The following is an 18,195-nucleotide window of genomic DNA, read 5'->3' as shown; positions in this document are numbered from 1 at the left end:
TTTAAGTTAAGGATCTCAGCCATGGAAATTAATAATAAAAAGATTTGGGATGTCATTGTCATCGGCGGTGGTGTCATTGGCTGTGCAGTGACACGCAAATTCACACTGATGGGTGCCAACACGTTGTTACTCGAACGTGGAGGTGACATTCTTTCGGGAGCAAGTAAGGCAAATAGTGCGCTATTACATACAGGTTTTGACGCCACACCAGGGAGTCTAGAACTTGAGTGCATGCAAGAAGGGTATCGTGAATTCATTGAAATCAGAGAAAAAATGAATTTACCTCTTCTTGAAACAGGAGCATTAGTGGTTGCATGGAATGATGAGCAACTCAGTAAATTACCTGCGATAGTTGAGCAAGCGCACACTAATAATGTATTAGATGTGACAATTATTGATAAAGAAGAACTCTATCGTAGAGAACCACATTTAGCACAAGGCGCACTTGCGGCCGTTTCTGTGCCAGGTGAGGCGGTTATCGACCCATGGAGTACACCACTTTCGTATTTAACACAAGCTGTGAAACATGGGGCTGAATACTGTTTTCATTGTGAGGTAAGCGGTGGAGCACTCAATGATGGAATATGGCGTTTAACCACATCAAAAGGTGAGTTTTCTGCCCGTTTAGTCATTAACTGCGCAGGGATCAACGGGGACATTGTTGAATCAATTTGCCACCCATCACCGTTCCAAATAAAACCACGTAAAGGGCAGTTCCTCGTTTATGATAAAGCCGCAGCAGCAGATATCAATGCGATTATCTTGCCAGTGCCAACGGCTATCACAAAAGGTGTTTTGCTATCAAAAACCATCTTTGGCAACCTCTTACTTGGCCCAACAGCGGAGGAACAAGATGACCGTTGGAAGGCAGAAGTAAAACAAGAAGTCCTTGAGGACTTAATTGCCCAAGGTTCACGTATGTTACCGTCATTGCACAATTACAGTGTGACCGCAACCTATGCGGGGTTACGTCCTGCCACAGAAGAAAAATATTACCGCATTAATGATTACCCTGAAAAACAGTGGATATGTGCGGGGGGAATTCGTTCAACAGGCTTAACTTCGGCTTTAGGGGTGGCAAGCTATCTTGGTAAATTGTATCAAGAAAACTTCACACCACTTTTTGAATTATCACCGCCAGAAGCGCTAATTTGGCCAACCATGCCAATGATTTCTGAATATCATCAGCGGGATTACCAATGCAAAAGCAATGGCGGTATTGTTTGCCATTGTGAATTAGTGACTCAGCGGGAGATTGAAGCCGCATTTGATTCGGATATTCCTCCCGAATGTTTGGGCGCTTTACGCCGCAGAACGCGAGTGATGATGGGGCGCTGTAATGGGTTTTATTGTAGTAGCCAGGTGGCTGAAATCATTAATGGTCGTTTCGACCACACACTAGCAGTGGAGGCCGTAAAATGAGTTTAAATTATGATGTGATTATCATTGGCTCGGGCCCTACTGGTGTTGCTGCTGCACAGGCTTTGCGTCGTCGCGGTATTCAAAATATCGCCATTATTGAACGTGAAGCGCAGGCAGGAGGCGTTCCGCGTCATTGCCAGCACCCAACTTTTGGCATACTCGCATTCAAGCGCCCGATGAAAGGCAATCAATTTGCAGAAAAAATTGTTAATCAACTGGGAAATACACCAATTTTCACCCGTAGTACGGTAACGGCACTGCAGCCTAATGGAAAATTAACGGTTTCAACACCAGAAGGCCTTGTCGAAATGCAAGCTAAGCGGGTTCTGATAGCGACTGGGGTCAGAGAAACACCTAGACACCCGCGCTTAGTTTCAGGCTTGCGCCCTCAAGGGGTATTAACAGCCGGGGCATTACAGCAATTTGTTTATTTAAACGGCAAGAAGCCTTGCCGCAATCCAGTGATAGTAGGCAGTGAATTAGTGAGTTTTTCTGCATTATGGACACTAAAAAATGCAGGTGTTAAAGCCCAAGCGATGATTGAAAGTGGCGAACGGATTTTAGCGTTTAAACCCGCGACTTTATTTGCCAAAGCGATGGGAACCCCCGTTTATTTGAATAGTAAAATTACTGAAATTGGTGGATTAGATCGCGTGGAATATGTGGTTATTGAAACCAAAGGTAAAAGCCACAAAATTATGTGTGATTCGGTCATTTTTACGGGGCAATTTGTTGGTGAAAACACCTTAATCCGTAAAAGCCATTTGGGGTTTGATGCAGCGACAGGAAAACCGGTAACAGACCAATATGGGCGTTGCTCAGATGCTAGTTATTATGCTGCGGGCAATATGTTGCATCCGGCCGATATGGGTGACCAATGCTATCAAGAAGGTTTAGTGACAGGAGGGCGGATAGCAGACGATTTATTAGCGAATCATCATCAACAACAATTGAAAGAAACCCAACATATTCCTGTGCAGTTTGACTCGAAAATTTGTTTTAGTGTTCCTGCATGTATTGATATTGATAATTTATCAGTGCGACAAATTGATTTTAATATCAAAGTTGAACAACCTGTGAGCGGAACTATTCGAGTTATGGCAGGAAATACCCTGTTATATGAAAAACGCCATCGCTGTTTACCAACACGACGTATTTTACTGAAAAATATTGATTTAACAAAAATACAACGGGACGCTACTGAAATTAGTATCACTGTTGTATAGTGCTGGAAAGTTAAATGGTTAAGAAGGATTAAACTATGTGTGAGGGACGTTCCTCAAAAGTACGTCATCAAACCATCATTGAGCTGCTTTCTACTCAAGGGCAGGTTTACGTACAGGAGCTTGCAAAACATTTTAATGTCGCGCAAGAAACTATCCGTCGTGACCTTAGTAAACTTGAAACTCAAAAGTTACTGAAAAAAGTCCATGGTGGAGCCGTTAATATCCAGTCAAAATTTGAGCGTAATTTTACGGAAAGAGCACAAGCCGCGGTTGATGAGAAAAAAGCGATTGCAGCAAAAGCGGCTGAGCTGATAAAACCCGGAGACACATTGTTTATTGATTTTGGCACAACCACCTTTGAATTTAGCCAAAGAATTAAGTTGATTGATAATTTAACCGTCATTACGAATTCGCCTTTATTGGCAAATACGTTACAAGAAAACTCAACCATCGAAACAATTTTGATTGGTGGGCAATTTAATGCAGCGCAAAATGCATGCTTAGGTGCGATAGCACTAAAAAACATTGCTGAATTTTTTGCTGATTACGCAGTGATTGGCGCAGGGGCGATACACGCTCTGCATGGTGTAATGGACCAGCACGTCGATGAAGCTGCGATCGCGCAAAAGATGATGGAAAATAGCGATAAATTAATGGTATTAGCAGATGGCACAAAGGCCAATAAGCATGCGATTAATTTTGTGACAAGTTGGGAAAACATTGACTATTTGGTGACAACCAGCAAAGAGTTTAAATTACCTGAAAATAAAAAACACCCTAAAACGAAGATTATTGTTGCGGATGTTGAATAAGCTTTAATTTTTATCATTTAATTATAAACACTCCCTATGAAATATATTTAATTATTTTTCATAGGGTTACTTTACCCAAAATTTGATTAACGCCAATACTAGGAATTATTATGAGCCTCTATTTTATTGCTTGCCCTTATTCAGACCCCGATAGCAATGTTGTGGAAATGCGCTTCCAAGAGTGCACTAAATTCGCGGCAGAGCTTGCGCTTAAAGGTATAGCAACTTATAGCCAAATCACGATGACCCATCCTATTAACCAATACCTTGCCTCACAAGGACAAAAAGTCGCTTGGTCTTCTATTGATATGGAGTTTCTAAAGCGTTGTGATGGGTTAATTGTGCTGACATTACCGGGGTGGGAGAAGAGCGGCGGTGTTGCAGCGGAAATTCAGTTTTTTAAAGATCAAGGGTTGCCGGTTTGGACAGGGGATGAGTTCAAAGAACAAATGGCAGAATAACGTTTATTTATCGCTATCTTGATGATCCATGACGTTTTATCGTCATGGATTTTTTTGTGCACAAAAAAGCCGTAACCCAAAGGCTACGGCTTTAAAGATAGGGCGGCGTTTAGTGGCTAGGTTTTAGATATTCATCTAAGTTTTTCCCTTCGACTTTTCTATTGTCGTTATCAATAAAATCATCAATAGAACAACCGAACTCTTCCACATCATTGCACATGAGTGTCGCCATAGATTTAGCAATTTCATGTTCACCAATAATAATATGCTCAGCCCCTCGTTCTTTGATAAAGCTGACTTCATCATCATAATGGGCACGAACAATCACAGTGATATCTGGGTTCATTTCTTTTGCTGTTGCGACAATCTCCCCTGCTTCATAACCATTCGGAATGGTTAAAAGCAATGTTTTGGCGCATTCAATACGTGCAAGACTAATGATATCTTTATTTGCGCCATTGCCTAAAATTGCGCTAAAGCCATTTTCAGCAAGCTCTTCAAACCGAGCGCGGGTATCTTCAACAACAACAACCGGAATCTCCCTTCTACGCAGTTTGTCTGCAAGCATGCCACCGACTCGGCCGTAACCGACGATGATTGCGTGGCCGCAGATATCGACAGGAACTTGAGTTTCTTCTTCCAGAGTCTCTTCCAGCAGTTGCTCTTCGATAGTCTCGGTTTTCTCAAGGTACTTATCTAATAAGCTAAATAACACAGGATTCAGCATAATAGAGACAATTGCGCCTGCTAATACCAAGTTTTGTGCGTCTTTATCCATCACGCCAAGGGTCAAGCCCATGCCTGCTAAGATAAAGGCAAACTCACCGATTTGCGCCAAACTGACGGAAATGGTTAGCGCTGTTCGCCGTGAGTGCCCAAACATCCTGACAAGAACCAAGGCCGCTGCAGATTTACCAATAATGATAATGGCCAGAACCCCTAAAATCCCTAAAGGTTGTTCAATTAACACGACTGGGTCGAATAGCATCCCAACCGAGACAAAGAACAGAACAGCAAAGGCGTCACGTAATGGCAGAGTGTCTTGTGCAGCGCGATGGCTGAGCTCAGACTCATTTAATACCATCCCTGCGAAGAACGCACCGAGGGCAAATGAAGCATCGAAAATCGCCACAGCGGCATAGGCAATACCTAATGCAAGTGCGAGAACAGCAAGGGTAAATAGTTCACGAGAACCTGTTGATGCGGTACGTGATAAAATCCATGGGATCACTTTACGACCCACGACAATCATAATGAATATGAATAGAACTACTTTACCAATTGTCCATGCAAGGCCTAATGCAAGCTCACTGAAACTTGCGTCATCCGTGTTCATAATAGCGGCTGCAGCAGGCAGTAGAACAAGTGTTAAGACCATGGCTAAGTCTTCAACGATCAGCCAGCCTATAGCAATTTGCCCACGCTGGCTTTCAATCAATTGACGTTCTTCTAAGGCCCGTAGTAATACGACGGTACTGGCAGTGGATAAACACAGGCCAAATACAACGCCTGTAAATATTCCCCAACCAAATAGCATAGAGAGGCCAAGACCCAATAAGGTGGCTACTGCGATTTGTGCAATGGCTCCGGGAATGGCGATAGCTTTAACAGCAAGTAAATCTTTTAATGAAAAATGTAGGCCAACCCCAAACATCAGTAAGATAACACCGATTTCAGCAAGTTCAGGTGCCAGTGCTGCATCAGCAACAAAACCGGGGGTAAATGGGCCTGCGAGAACACCGGCTGCAAGGTAGCCAACTAAAGGGGAAATTTTTAATCGCTGCGCGATCATACCTAACAAATATGCAAGGGCGAGACCACCAACAATGGTTGTGATTAAGGGCGTTGAATGCTCCATTTAGTCTCCTCTGGTGAATATAAAAATAGAAAGGTGGGTACATGCCGTTGACTTTTAAAATGAGGCCTTCATTTTAAAATGCAATTTGCATGTTTTTATATTCTAACTTTTTTTGAGATAAATTTCCTTAAAAAAATGAAATGTTTTTAAAAAAAAGACAGCTTAAAGGTGCTAAATCGTTACAAGCGCTATGTTTGTGAGATTTTTATCTGGAATTTGTTTGGATTGAGGAAGGAAAGACCCATACTTATTTTTAGGTAAGTATGGGTAAAATAAGAAAATAAAACTATTTGTTACCAATATTTGGCAGTAATACTGTAAAAATCCCAAGTAATGGTAAGAAAGCGCAATAATGATAAACTTGTTCAATACTGGTTTGGTCTGCGATATGACCTAAAACTGCTGCACCAACGCCCCCCATACCGAAGGCCAGCCCAAAGAACAACCCTGATACCATGCCGGTTTTACCGGGGATCAGCTCTTGTGCGTAGACTAAAATAGCTGAAAATGCGGAGGCTAAAATCAAACCAATAATGACGGTAAGTACCCCAGTCCAATAGAGGGATGCGTAGGGTAAAATTAAAGTAAATGGCGCAACACCAAGGATTGAGAACCAAATAACGTATTTACGCCCTATTTTGTCACCTATTGGCCCGCCAATCATTGTGCCAGCGGCAACGGCAAATAAGAAAACAAACAAATGAATTTGCGCATTTTGCACTGAAACACCGAATTTATCGATCAGATAAAAGGTGTAATAGCTGCTGATACTGGCCAAATAGAAGTATTTGGAGAAAATCAGGACTAATAGTACAGCTAAAGAGCCAACAATGACTTTACGTGGTAAAACTTTTACATTTCCCGCGCCGATCGGTTTTTTACTTGCGGCACGATGTTGGTGTTTATACCAACTGCTGACTTGCAGCAAAATAACAATTGCAAGTAGGGCAGCCAGTGAGAACCAGCCAATATTGCCTTTACCATAAGGTTCAATAATCAGCGCTGCAAGTAATGGCCCAAGGGAGGCCCCTAAGTTGCCACCCACTTGGAAAAAGGATTGTGCGAGGCCATGACGCCCCCCTGATGCCATACGTGCAACACGTGAGGACTCAGGGTGGAATACGGAAGAGCCCGTTCCAACGAGTGCCGCGGCCAGTAATATAGTCGGGAAGGTTTCAGCCATTGCTAGCAATATTAATCCCGTTAACGTGAAGCTCATACCTATTGGCAGAGAATATGGCTGCGGGTGTTTATCGGTATAATAGCCGATAATAGGTTGCAGTAATGATGCAGTAATCTGATAAGTGAGGGTGATCATCCCAATTTGGGCAAAACTTAATGAAAAATCAGATTGTAATAAAGGATAAATGGCTAAGATCAGTGACTGGATCATGTCATTAAGTAAATGAGAGACACTGATGGCAGTTAGGATACTAAAGACCGTTTTCCCCGTTTTGTTTATTGGCTTTGACGGGCTTGGGTTGTTAGGGTTTGTGGTTTGCTCACTCATATTATTATCAACTTTCTGTGTTACATAATTGTTATCAATATAACTGAAATACAATTTATTTAAATGGATAAATAAATCACGTGAATAATTAGTGTCGGTTAATTATTTGATGATGATCTCATTTTTATGAAACGAATTTCTTATTCTGCAATAGGTATCAAATCCTGATCATATTTTTATGCTATAAGACAGCAGGTAGTGACAAACTATAATCTAATATGACTGAATAAAAATTCCTATATCAGCAGGGAGAAATGTATGAAGTTTGCATTTAAGGCATCCGCATGCGCATTAACGGTATCGTTAGCGTTAATACCCGCAACTATGGCAAATGCGTGGGAAAAAGACAAAACATACAATATTACCATTCTACATACCAATGACCATCACGGCCATTTCTGGCACAACGACCATGGCGAATATGGTTTAGCCGCGCAAAAAACGGTGGTTGATGAAATTCGTGACGAAGTCGCTAAGCAAGGTGGTAGTGTTTTACTGCTCTCTGGTGGTGATATTAATACCGGTGTACCAGAGTCTGATTTACAAGATGCAGAACCCGATTTTAAAGGAATGAACTTAGTGGGTTACGATGCGATGGCATTAGGGAACCATGAGTTTGATAACCCGCTTGAAACGCTGCGTCAGCAAGAAAAGTGGGCAACCTTTCCGTTTTTATCCGCCAATATTTATCAAAGCAGCACAGGCAAACGTCTTTTCAAGCCTTATCAAGTTTTTGATAAACAAGGTGTAAAAATTGCAGTGATGGGGCTGACAACTGACGATACCGTACGTATCGGTAACCCTGCTAACTTCCCTGATGTTGAATTCCGTGTGCCTGCGGATGAAGCTAAAAAAGTGGTTGAAGAGCTCCGCGCAACAGAAAAACCAGACATTATCATCGCAGCAACGCATATGGGCCACTATGACGATGGCAGTCATGGCTCCAATGCCCCAGGCGATGTCGAAATGGCGCGCAGCTTACCGGCTGGCTATTTAGATATGATAGTGGGTGGTCACTCACAAGACCCTGTTTGTATGTCTCAAGAAAAGAAAAACTACAAGCAAGAAGACTATGTACCAGGTACACCGTGTGCGCCAGATAACCAAAATGGAACTTGGATTGTGCAAGCCCATGAATGGGGTAAATATGTAGGCCGTGCGGATTTTGAATTTAAAAACGGCAAGTTTACGCTCAAGCACTACCAGTTAATCCCAATTAACTTGAAGAAAAAAGTGACAAAAGAAGATGGGACTAGCGAGCGTGTTTATTATACGCAAGAAATTGCTCACAACCCTGACATGATGAAGTTATTGACACCTTATCAAGAAAAAGGTGACAAGCAACTGAGTGTTAAAGTGGGATCTGTTGAAGGCAAACTCGAAGGCGATCGCAGCAAAGTGCGTTTTGTACAAACCAATATGGGGCACCTTCTGTTAGCTGCACAGAAAGAACGTGCAGGAGCTGACTTCGCGATCATGAGTGGTGGCGGTGTTCGTGACTCTATCGAAAGTGGCGATATCACTTATAAAGATGTTCTTAAAGTTCAGCCATTTGCCAATGAGTTAGTTTATGTGGATTTCAAAGGTGATGAAGTTATCCCATACCTGACCGCAGTTGCGAATATGAAACCGGATGCAGGTGCATATGGCCAGTTCTACAATGTGAACTTAACGCTGAATAAAGATGGCACGATCAGTGATGTCAAAATTGATGGTAAGCCTGTTGACCCAGCGAAAACCTATCGTATGGCCACGTTGAATTTTAATGCGATTGGTGGTGACGGTTACCCGAAAATTGACAACCATCCTAACTACGTTAATACCGGCTTTGTCGATGCGGAAGTGCTCAAGGGGTATATTGAAAAACATTCCCCTCTGAAAGCGGCAGACTATGAACCCAAAGGTGAAATTATTTATAATAATAAATAATTAAATCATTATTACCTTGAAAGCCTCACTGCTCGCGGTGGGGCTTTTTTAGCTAAAGGTGATTTAACAGCCACCAGAACCATTATGGCTTAGTGCTATTTACGTATTTCAGCGAAGGTTGCATTCAGTACTTTTGCGAGATCGTTAGGAGCAAGTTCAATATCTAATCCACGCTTTCCACCTGAAATAAACAGTGTGGCATATTGCTGAGCTTGGTCGTCAATTACCGTTGGCAGGCGCTTTTTTTGGCCTAATGGACTAATGCCACCAAGTAAATACCCAGTAGTCTTTTGGGCTATTTGTGGATCTGCCATTTCAACTTTTTTGACTTTAAACACTTTGGCGACCTGTTTTAAATCTAATTGCCCTGAAACAGGTGTAACAGCGACGGCTAACGTTTTTTGATCACCATTGAGCGCAACCAATAAGGTTTTAAACACCTGTTTGGCATCTAACCCAAGTTTTCGTACCGCTTCATCACCAAAGTTATTTTCATTTGGGTCGTGGTCATAAGGATGTAAAGTGAAGGAAATTTTTTGTTTTTCGAGTAATTTCACGGCTGGGGTCATTTTGAGCCTTCTATTTATAACTTATAGCTTAATTTCGCAAATATTCTACCAGACTATTTTCACCAAACAGATGTAATGCACCAACAGCGACAACATAGTTACCATCAGGAAGTGACTTAAGCTGCTCACTCCAATTCGCATTTCGTTGCTTCATCAATACTTGGTAAATGTCTTCGCTAAACGTATTGGGTAAAGCCGTGCGGTTATTGGGTTGGTAATCTAGCCACCAGCTTATCATTGTCTGTAGCGAGCGCGCATTTTCACGCCAGTGGTTCAATGAGTCTTGTAACAACGCTAACCCATTATTAGGCAAAGAAAGCAGCAATTCAACTTGAGAGGCGGTTCCTTCTAACTCAATAACTGGTTTGAGTTGTGATTGCGCATTACGGATAAGTTGGTAGTCAATACCATAATGGCCTCTGAGCCCGAGCTCTTGAGCTTGGGTCGCTTGCAAGATCAGGGCGATTTGCCATGAGGGTAAGGTATCAAAGCGTTCGGGGGATTGGCGGAGCTCTAAACAATATTGTTGAAAAAGATGATATTCACCATCGGTTAACCGCTGTTCTACAGGAAGATGCTCTGCTACATCATTAGGAAATGGGGAGTGAGTTTCAGTGATATCTGCCTCAACAATTAAGGCATCTGCGAAATTAAGTTTATCTAATAATGTGGCAGACAAAGGAAACATATTCTCTGTTCCCATATGGATACTCCCCACAACGTGCAATTTAAGGTTTTTTGATAGCCGAATATCAACCGCAGGGTAAGGGTAAACTGGAGCAGTTTCCGTATGAAGCCAGTTTTTTAAATTTTCAATCAGTTTGCCCACGATTTCGTCCCTGCGCTATTTCTCATTTTACTAGGTTAAACAATCTTGCCGCAATTTGCGAATGCTCATCACCGATTACGCATTTTTTAGCTGACTGATTTTTCGTGGAGGCGAGACAAAGTAAAAAAATGCCCCTAATAAAGGGGCATCATAGGGTTAGTTATTCTTATTAATGCCTTTAAATACACTGAGTAAAGCGAATAAGCTAAAGGAACTAAACACCATTTCGATCCCAATTAGTGTTGTCAGTAAGGTAATTGATGTAATTGGACCATTACCGATGAGTAAATAGGCAATAAAGAAATCTAACAGCCCAATGATGATTTGTAACCAGCCACCTGCAGAGCTAATTTGTTGGAAGCCGACATAGAGCCGGATCACCCCACCAACAATAAATAACGCGGCCACCAAAATAGCCAACGCCACTAAACTTTGTAACGGATCTTTAATAAACGAGTAGCCGACAATAATATAAATAAGACCAATAACAAAACCAAATAACCGTGACCAACCAGTATAAATCACCGTACTCAAGATGCTGACTATCGCACCAACACCGCCAATAATCAGCAATACACCCAGTACTGTACTGACGGCAATACCGGAGATCATCGGGTTGATAATACAAAAAAGCCCACCAGCTAACAGTAAAATGGATAAGATCACCAGAAAGGTGCGTTGTTTTTTAAACTCTTCTCCCGCAAGTTTGGCGAGTTTCTCACGATCAATATTAAGCATTTTGTACTCCAAATATTAAATAACTAACTATTTATAAGTATAGGCTTAGCTTGATATTAATGACATAAAAAATGATGCGATTTTTACTTAGTAAGAAAATGAAGTGTTGTGGTGATAAAGTTTAGATATGAACAGCATTCATCATTAAAAAGGGGAAGAACATATGTTCCTCCCACTTTTGGGTATTATTTCTCAGGTTTAAAGCGTAATAAGCGGTTGGCGTTACTGACCACGGTAATGGATGATAAGGCCATTGCTGCACCTGCAACAACAGGGTTAAGTAAAGTCCCCGTAATTGGGTATAAAATACCCGCCGCGATTGGAATGCCTAATGTGTTATAAACAAAGGCACCAAATAGGTTTTGCTTCATGTTACGCAGTGTTCCTTTTGAAATAGACACTGCATCGGCAACGCCATGTAAGCTTTGGCGCATTAAGGTAATGGATGCGGTCTCAATCGCGATATCACTACCGCCACCCATCGCAATACCAACGTCAGCTCGGGCTAGAGCAGGGGCATCATTGATACCATCACCGACCATCGCCACTTTGTGGCCTTTGGCTTGTAAGGCTTCAATTGCAGCGGATTTTCCGTCTGGCATGACGCCTGCAATCACTTCATCAATACCCGCTTCTTTGGCTATCGCATTGGCGGTTACTGGGTTGTCTCCGGTTAACATGACTAAACGGAAACCTTGTTTATGTAAACGCGCCAGCGCACTTATGCTGTCTTCACGTAATGGGTCACGGATAGATAATAGCGCAGCAACTTTTCCATCAATAGCTAGCAATACAGGGGTTACGCCTTGAGTCGCTTGTTGGTGTAGCGTTTCTTCCACGTCACGGGTTTCAACATTATTTTGCGCTAACAGTTTTTGGTTACCTAACAAAATAGTTTGGCCGTTAATTATTGCACTAATACCTAACCCAGCTAAGGTTCTAAACTGTTCATTAGCCGGCAGCGTTAAACCTTTTGCGCGATTTAAAACAGCGCGAGCTAGTGGGTGATTAGAGCCATTTTCTAATGAAGCGGCATACTGTAAGGCGGTGTCTTGTTCAAACCCATTAAACACATGGATATCTGTAACTTGAGGCATTCCTTCAGTCAATGTACCTGTTTTATCAAACACAATAGTATCTAATTCACTGGCTTGCTGTAATGCATCCGCATCGCGTACTAACACGCCAAACTCAGCTGCTCGGCCCACGCCAGAAATAATCGACATTGGTGTTGCAAGGCCTAGCGCACAAGGACACGCAATAATTAATACGGTTGTTGTGATAACGAGTGCGTAAGTAATCTGTGGTGCAGGCCCAACAAAGTACCAAATAGCACCTGAAATTAAGGCAATACCCACAACAATGGGGACAAACACGGCTGAAATTCGGTCAGCAAGTTGGCCAATTTGTGGTTTACTACTTTGTGCTTGGCGAACAAGGTGGATAATTCGTGCTAAAGTCGTTTGGCTACCGACAGCAGCGGCACGAAATAGTACGGTACCATCTTGTACCACGGTTCCGGCATGGACTTGATCCCCTTTACTCTTTTGCTGTGGGATCGGCTCACCGGTTAGCATGGCTTCGTCTAGCCAGACCTCGCCTTCGATAATTTCACCATCAACAGGCACACGATCACCGGTTGCTAAGCGTAAAACCATCCCTTTTTTGACTTGTTCCAGTGGCATATCCACTTCGCCTTGCTCTGTGACAACGCGTGCTGTTGGTGGTGTCAAATCTAGCAAACGTTCAAGAGCTTTTGATGAGCGCTGGCGAGCGCGTTGCTCTAAGGCGTGACCTAGGTTGATAAGACCGATGATCATGGCACTGGCTTCATAATAAAGGTGTCTGGCTTGATCAGGGAACCATTCAGGCCAAATATTCACCACAATAGAATAGAGCCAAGCTGCTCCTGTTCCTAACGCAACTAAGGTATCCATAGTGGCGCTGCCATTTTTCAGGCTTTGCCATGCATTGCGATAAAAGTGCCCACCTGCAAATACCATGACTGCAAGGGTTAATACACCAATGGTGAGCCAAATGGTATGGTTTTGCTCAGTCAGCACCATGTTATCGCCCATCATCCCCCACACCATCACAGGGATACCAAGGGCAAGTGCTAATGCTGATTGCCAACGGAAGCGATGCATATTAGCTTGAGCAACTTCTTGTTGGCGCTCACGACGCTTGGCTTCATCTTGAATGATCTCTGCGCCATAACCTGCTTTGACAACAGCATCGATTAAATCATTAGGTTCAGCGGTTCCGGTGACTAAAGCGCTACGCTCAGCTAAGTTGACTCGTGCATTTTCAACACCGGGTACGCTATTTAAGGCTTTTTGAACTTTATTGACACAACTGGCACAGGTCATGCCATCAAGCAGTAACTGTACACTGTCATCCATTGGGCTAATTTCAGGTTGTTCACCTAAATCAGACTCTTGTGCCGGGATCTCACAGATTGCCGCTGAATCAGCTTCCGGCTGTTCAGTTGTGGTACTCAGCGGCTCAGTTTTTGGGTGAGATCCCTCCTCTGTAGCTTGGTAGCCAGCGGCTTGAACTGCCGCAATTAAGGCTTCTGCGGATGCGGTACCATGGACAACAGCGGTTTGGGTATCGACAGTTGCGCTATCAACGCCGTCAACGGCTTCTAGCGCTTGCTGCGTTTTAGCGGCACATTTCATGCAACTTAGACCCGAAAGGGCTAAAGTGATCGCCTTAGTTTGGGCAATTTCTGCGTTATAGCCCGCTTGTTGAACGGCAGCGATTAACGCTTGTGCATCAGCTGAACCGTACACTTTGGCGCTGGAGGTATCGACAACAGCGGCAGCGACACCGTCAACCTCTTCGAGAGCTTTTTGTGTTTTACCTGCACATTTCATACAATTGAGGCCGGAAAGCTGTAACTCGGTATCTGGAGTGTTAGCCACTTCAGCTTCATAACCTGCATCAACGATGGTTTTAATTAAGTCAGCGACATTGGCATCACTTTCCATCACGGCATAATCGATAGTGACTTTTAAGTTAGCGACATCGCCACGCCCTTCGAGCGCTTTAGTGACTGAACCGACACAATGCATGCAGCTTAGTCCCTGTAATTTTAAAATAATCATGTTACTCATTTTGCAGTCTCTAAAACCCGTTTGATGTATTGGGTCTATAACTTTATCTACAATTAGGTCTATAATTCGACAATGAACAAAGGTTACACCTTCCAGCAAGGTTAAGGTCAAGAGGAATTATGAATATTAGTGAAATTGCCAAAAAAACTGGCCTAACTGCAAAAGCTATTCGTTTTTATGAAGACAAAGGGCTAATTACCCCCCCTGAAAGAGGGGAAAATAGCTACCGTTATTATCAAGAACGTCATTTAAACGAACTTGTATTGCTCAAACAGGCAAAAGATGTGGGTTTTACCTTGGATGAATGTGGCGAACTATTAGGTTTGTTTCGTAATCCAACTAGACATAGCGCAGATGTAAAAACGACAACGATAGCCAAGATAAATGAAATAGAGCAGACAATCGTTAAATTGTCTGCCATTCGAGATACATTACAAGAGCTTGTGGACGTGTGCCCTGGGGATGATGGTGCAGATTGCCCGATTATTGACCACTTGGCGCGTGGGTGTTGTCACCATGCGAAGGCTTAACCTGCAAGGTGATGCCGTCTACTGCGATGACGACGACTTCGGTGTTGGAACTTAATGGCGTGTCGCTATAGACACGCCAACTGCCATCAGCAAGGCGTACACGGCTAAAACCTTCTTCAGTATCTGACAACAAACGGCCTTTAACACCGATGAGTTGATGGCTAATTTGGTTGACGTTATCAGCCTTGTTTTTTTGCCTATTACTCAACCATTTTCGCCATAAAACAGCGGAGACCACGGTAAAAATAGCAAACAAGACCCCTTGCCACTCCCAACCGATGAATGGTAGAGCCCAAACGATAACCCCAACAAGTACCGCCGCAATACCCGACCATAAAAGGTAGCCTGCGGTTCCAAGAAGTTCACCAATCAGTAATAGCCCACCAAGACACAGCCAAAACCATGCGGGTTGAGCACTGATAAGCTCTATCATTCTTTTACCTGCTTTTTCATGGCACTGGTTTTCTTGCTTTCGCCGATTAGCTCAGTGATCCCACCAATTGCGCCCATTAAATTACTGGCTTCTAATGGCATCATGATGACTTTGCTGTTTTCGGCAGAACCAATACTGGTCAGTGCATCGGTGTATTTTTGCGCCACAAAGTAGTTAATTGCTTGCATATCCCCAGCGGCGATCGCTTCAGATACCATTTGTGTCGCTTTTGCTTCCGCTTCCGCGGCTCTTTCACGCGCTTCGGCTTGTAAAAATGCCGACTGACGTTCCCCTTCGGCTTTGAGAATTTGTGACTGTTTTTCACCTTCAGCTTTCAAAATTGCCGCTTGGCGGATCCCTTCGGCTTCAAGAATATCGGCACGTTTAGTACGTTCAGCCTTCATCTGAGCATTCATCGCACTAATCAATTCTTTTGGTGGTTTCACGTCACGAATTTCGATACGGGTAATTTTGACACCCCAAGGGTTGGTTGCTTCATCCACCACGTGCAACAAACGGCTATTAATGGAATCACGTTGTGACAACATTTCGTCCAGTTCCATGGAACCTAATACGGTACGAATATTGGTCATCGTCAAATTCAGGACTGAAAGCTCAAGGTTGCTAACCTCATAGGCTGCACGTACTGGGTCAACGACTTGGATAAAGCAGACAGCATCAATCGTGACGTTGGCATTATCGCGAGAAATAACTTCTTGAGATGGGATATCAAGGACTTGTTCCATCATATTGATGCGACGGCCAATTTTGTCCATAAATGGGACAATAATATGTAAGCCGGGTTGCAACGTACGGGTATAGCGACCGAAGCGCTCAACCGTCCATTGGAAGCCTTGAGGTACTGTTTTAACACAGGTAAAAACAATAACGACAGCGACAAAAATGATAATCGGTATTGCACCAAAGGCGAACAAGTCCATATTTAACCCTTAATTAGTAAAGTAGTGAATATACTTGGCGACGGTATTTACTGGCAATGGCGTCACCAGTACCCATTGCAGACATAATATCCATCATGGTTTTTCTTACTGCGCCGTCACCTGCACCCAAGTCGGTACGTAAAAAACCGAATAACATTTCCAGCGCTTCTTCGTTGCGGTTCACTTCATGCAGTTTTAGGGCTAATTGAACCGCTAACGTTGTATTTTGCGGATCTTGATTGAATTCATCTTGCAATTGTTGAATTTCAGGGGTGTCCGCAGCTTGCTTTAATAATTCAATTTGTGCGATTAAACCTTGGTAGCGACTGTCTTTATCCTGTAATGGGACAGCTTCTAAAGTAGCTTGTGCGTCATCAACGAGATTTAAACCAATTTGGGTTTCTGCCAATAATAATGTGATATCGCTATTTTTGGGGTTCAGCTGATGCGCTTCTTTTAGCAGTGGCAGTGCTTCTTGTATTTTACCTTCTGCTATTAATTCAGCGGCTTGTGCTGCTTTCATTTCTTCTGGGCTTGGCAGCACACGAGCTAAAATTTCCAATACCACTTCTTCTGGTTGTGGCCCTTCAAAGCCATCAACAGGGCGACCATTTTGCAACACATACACAGTAGGGATCGCTTTTAAGCCAAACTGGCTTGCGATCATTTGTTCTTCATCACAATTAACTTTAGCTAAAATAAATGACCCTGCGTAGTCGTTGGCAATTTTTTCCAACATGGTACCGAAATCTTGGCAATGAGGGCTACGCGGTGACCAAAAGTAAAACATGACAGGTAAGTTCATTGATTGTTCAATGACTTGGTGTAGGTTCGTTTCGTTAATATCAATTATCTGAGCGTTAGCAAACATAAGAAGTCTCTTTTGAATTTGTTATCAATAGAATTTGTGAGCAATAGTAATAAAGTGGGGCTGATTTTGCTTTTTTCAAGCTTTTTTCCCCTGATTTGCCAGTATTTTATCCATTATTTTGTCAGGTAGAATACGTTTTAAGATACGCACAGCGACGGTTAATAACGTGACAGAATAGCGTACTTTTGGGCGGGGGCTTTCTAACGCATGGATCAGTTTTTCTACCACATGTTCTGGTGTTAAGGTGAAACGTGAAGCAATACCTGGGTTTTTAACGGGTTTATCTTTTTGTGTTTGTTCAACATTTTGAGTAAAAGCCGTATGGATCGGGCCCGGTTCAATTAAACTCACTTTCACCCCTGTTCCTACCAATTCTAAGCGTAGCGCATCGGACCATGCTTCCAGCGCGTATTTGCTGGCAGCATAAGCGCCACGACCGGGGGTTGAAATTACCCCCATCACTGAACTAGTTTGGATAATTCGCCCTTCATGGTGCGCTAGCATTGCAGGTAATAGCAAAAAGGTTAACTGGTGAACACCAAAAAAGTTAGTGGAAAATTGTGCTTCAAGTTGTTCACGGCTGACGCTATTTAACGGGCCATACACCCCAAAACCGGCGTTATTGAATAAACCGAAAAGGCGATGATTACAGAGTGTTAGCACCGTTTTAGCCGCGGTTTCTATGCTATTCTTATCATCGAGGTCAAGGGATACCGTGTCATAACCTAGCTCTTTTAGGCGCAAAATATCGCTTTCTTTACGGCAAGCAACAATCACATGGTAGCCACGCTGCCGAAGTGTCTGTGCAGCACAAAAGCCAATACCGCTTGATGCACCTGTGACTAGGACTGATTTTTTGTTTCGTGCCGATGTTTGCATAACTTTACCTTGGTTTCATGCAGCTGAATCTATTTCGGGTATAAAAGAGCGTTTTAATACCCTTGTTT

The 18,195-nt window shown here is 43.0% G+C and carries 16 protein-coding genes; 6 read left to right on the top strand and 10 right to left on the bottom strand.

The genetic code is table 11. The features are described 5' to 3' along the window. The first annotated feature begins 21 nt into the window (after positions 1-21). From CYG50_RS13995 to CYG50_RS13980, 4 genes are all read left to right on the top strand, one after another. Entirely contained in the window at positions 22-1,422 is a 1,401-nt protein-coding gene (locus tag CYG50_RS13995) for an NAD(P)/FAD-dependent oxidoreductase (RefSeq protein WP_102139389.1), read from the top strand. Beyond that, positions 1,419-2,648, top strand: coding sequence for an NAD(P)/FAD-dependent oxidoreductase (locus CYG50_RS13990; protein WP_102139388.1), 1,230 nt, complete (start codon positions 1,419-1,421; stop codon positions 2,646-2,648). Before CYG50_RS13995 ends, CYG50_RS13990 begins: the two co-directional genes overlap by 4 nt. A 35-nt stretch (positions 2,649-2,683) precedes the next feature. Next, a complete protein-coding gene (locus CYG50_RS13985; protein ID WP_102139387.1) occupies positions 2,684-3,460 on the top strand; it encodes a DeoR/GlpR family DNA-binding transcription regulator in 777 nt (258 codons plus the stop codon). Between the two features lie 110 nt (positions 3,461-3,570). Beyond that, entirely contained in the window at positions 3,571-3,921 is a 351-nt protein-coding gene (locus CYG50_RS13980; RefSeq protein ID WP_102139386.1) for a DUF1937 family protein, read from the top strand. Between the two features lie 109 nt (positions 3,922-4,030). Here CYG50_RS13980 and ybaL read toward each other — a convergent pair whose 3' ends face one another. Both ybaL and CYG50_RS13970 read right to left on the bottom strand, forming a co-directional pair. Beyond that, positions 4,031-5,779, bottom strand: coding sequence for a YbaL family putative K(+) efflux transporter (ybaL, locus tag CYG50_RS13975; RefSeq protein WP_102139385.1), 1,749 nt, complete (start codon positions 5,777-5,779; stop codon positions 4,031-4,033). A gap of 286 nt (positions 5,780-6,065) precedes the next feature. After that, a complete protein-coding gene (locus CYG50_RS13970; RefSeq protein WP_102139384.1) occupies positions 6,066-7,289 on the bottom strand; it encodes an MFS transporter in 1,224 nt (407 codons plus the stop codon). Between the two features lie 258 nt (positions 7,290-7,547). Here CYG50_RS13970 and ushA point away from each other — a divergent pair, with 258 nt between their 5' ends. Further along, positions 7,548-9,218: a bifunctional UDP-sugar hydrolase/5'-nucleotidase UshA gene (ushA, locus tag CYG50_RS13965; RefSeq protein WP_102139383.1), complete on the top strand. Its 1,671-nt coding sequence runs from the start codon at positions 7,548-7,550 to the stop codon at positions 9,216-9,218. Between the two features lie 95 nt (positions 9,219-9,313). Here ushA and ybaK read toward each other — a convergent pair whose 3' ends face one another. The 4 genes from ybaK to copA all read right to left on the bottom strand — a co-directional run bounded on the left by ybaK (position 9,314) and on the right by copA (position 14,473). Further along, entirely contained in the window at positions 9,314-9,787 is a 474-nt protein-coding gene (gene ybaK, locus CYG50_RS13960) for a Cys-tRNA(Pro)/Cys-tRNA(Cys) deacylase YbaK (RefSeq protein WP_102139382.1), read from the bottom strand. Positions 9,788-9,815: 28 nt separating this feature from the next. Then, positions 9,816-10,616: a TraB/GumN family protein gene (locus CYG50_RS13955; protein WP_102139381.1), complete on the bottom strand. Its 801-nt coding sequence runs from the start codon at positions 10,614-10,616 to the stop codon at positions 9,816-9,818. A gap of 156 nt (positions 10,617-10,772) precedes the next feature. Continuing rightward, positions 10,773-11,354 (bottom strand): HdeD family acid-resistance protein, encoded by a 582-nt coding sequence (locus CYG50_RS13950; RefSeq protein ID WP_102139380.1) that lies wholly within the window; start codon positions 11,352-11,354, stop codon positions 10,773-10,775. Between the two features lie 185 nt (positions 11,355-11,539). Further along, on the bottom strand, positions 11,540-14,473 hold the full coding sequence (gene copA / locus CYG50_RS13945; RefSeq protein WP_102139379.1) for a copper-exporting P-type ATPase CopA: 2,934 nt from the start codon (positions 14,471-14,473) through the stop codon (positions 11,540-11,542). Positions 14,474-14,592: 119 nt separating this feature from the next. Here copA and cueR point away from each other — a divergent pair, with 119 nt between their 5' ends. Beyond that, complete coding sequence (gene cueR / locus CYG50_RS13940; protein WP_094960975.1) at positions 14,593-15,003, top strand: Cu(I)-responsive transcriptional regulator; 411 nt, start codon at positions 14,593-14,595, stop codon at positions 15,001-15,003. On the opposite strand, the gene CYG50_RS13935 is transcribed toward cueR, so the two are convergent. From CYG50_RS13935 to CYG50_RS13920, 4 genes are all read right to left on the bottom strand, one after another. Next, a complete protein-coding gene (locus CYG50_RS13935; RefSeq protein WP_102139378.1) occupies positions 14,957-15,436 on the bottom strand; it encodes an NfeD family protein in 480 nt (159 codons plus the stop codon). The genes cueR and CYG50_RS13935 overlap by 47 nt on opposite strands. Further along, a complete protein-coding gene (locus tag CYG50_RS13930; protein ID WP_004260315.1) occupies positions 15,433-16,377 on the bottom strand; it encodes an SPFH domain-containing protein in 945 nt (314 codons plus the stop codon). Before CYG50_RS13930 ends, CYG50_RS13935 begins: the two co-directional genes overlap by 4 nt. A 13-nt stretch (positions 16,378-16,390) precedes the next feature. Next, positions 16,391-17,248 carry a co-chaperone YbbN gene (locus CYG50_RS13925; protein WP_102139377.1) on the bottom strand — a complete coding sequence of 286 codons (858 nt, stop codon included), beginning with the start codon at positions 17,246-17,248 and terminating at the stop codon, positions 16,391-16,393. A gap of 75 nt (positions 17,249-17,323) precedes the next feature. After that, on the bottom strand, positions 17,324-18,127 hold the full coding sequence (locus CYG50_RS13920) for an SDR family oxidoreductase (RefSeq protein WP_102139376.1): 804 nt from the start codon (positions 18,125-18,127) through the stop codon (positions 17,324-17,326). Positions 18,128-18,195 lie beyond the last annotated feature (68 nt).

The sequence above is a fragment of the Providencia huaxiensis genome (genome assembly GCF_002843235.3).
GTDB classification, from domain to species: Bacteria; Pseudomonadota; Gammaproteobacteria; order Enterobacterales; family Enterobacteriaceae; genus Providencia; species Providencia huaxiensis.
Note: the sequence above shows the minus strand (reverse complement) of the source record. Positions and strands in the feature narration are given on the sequence as shown.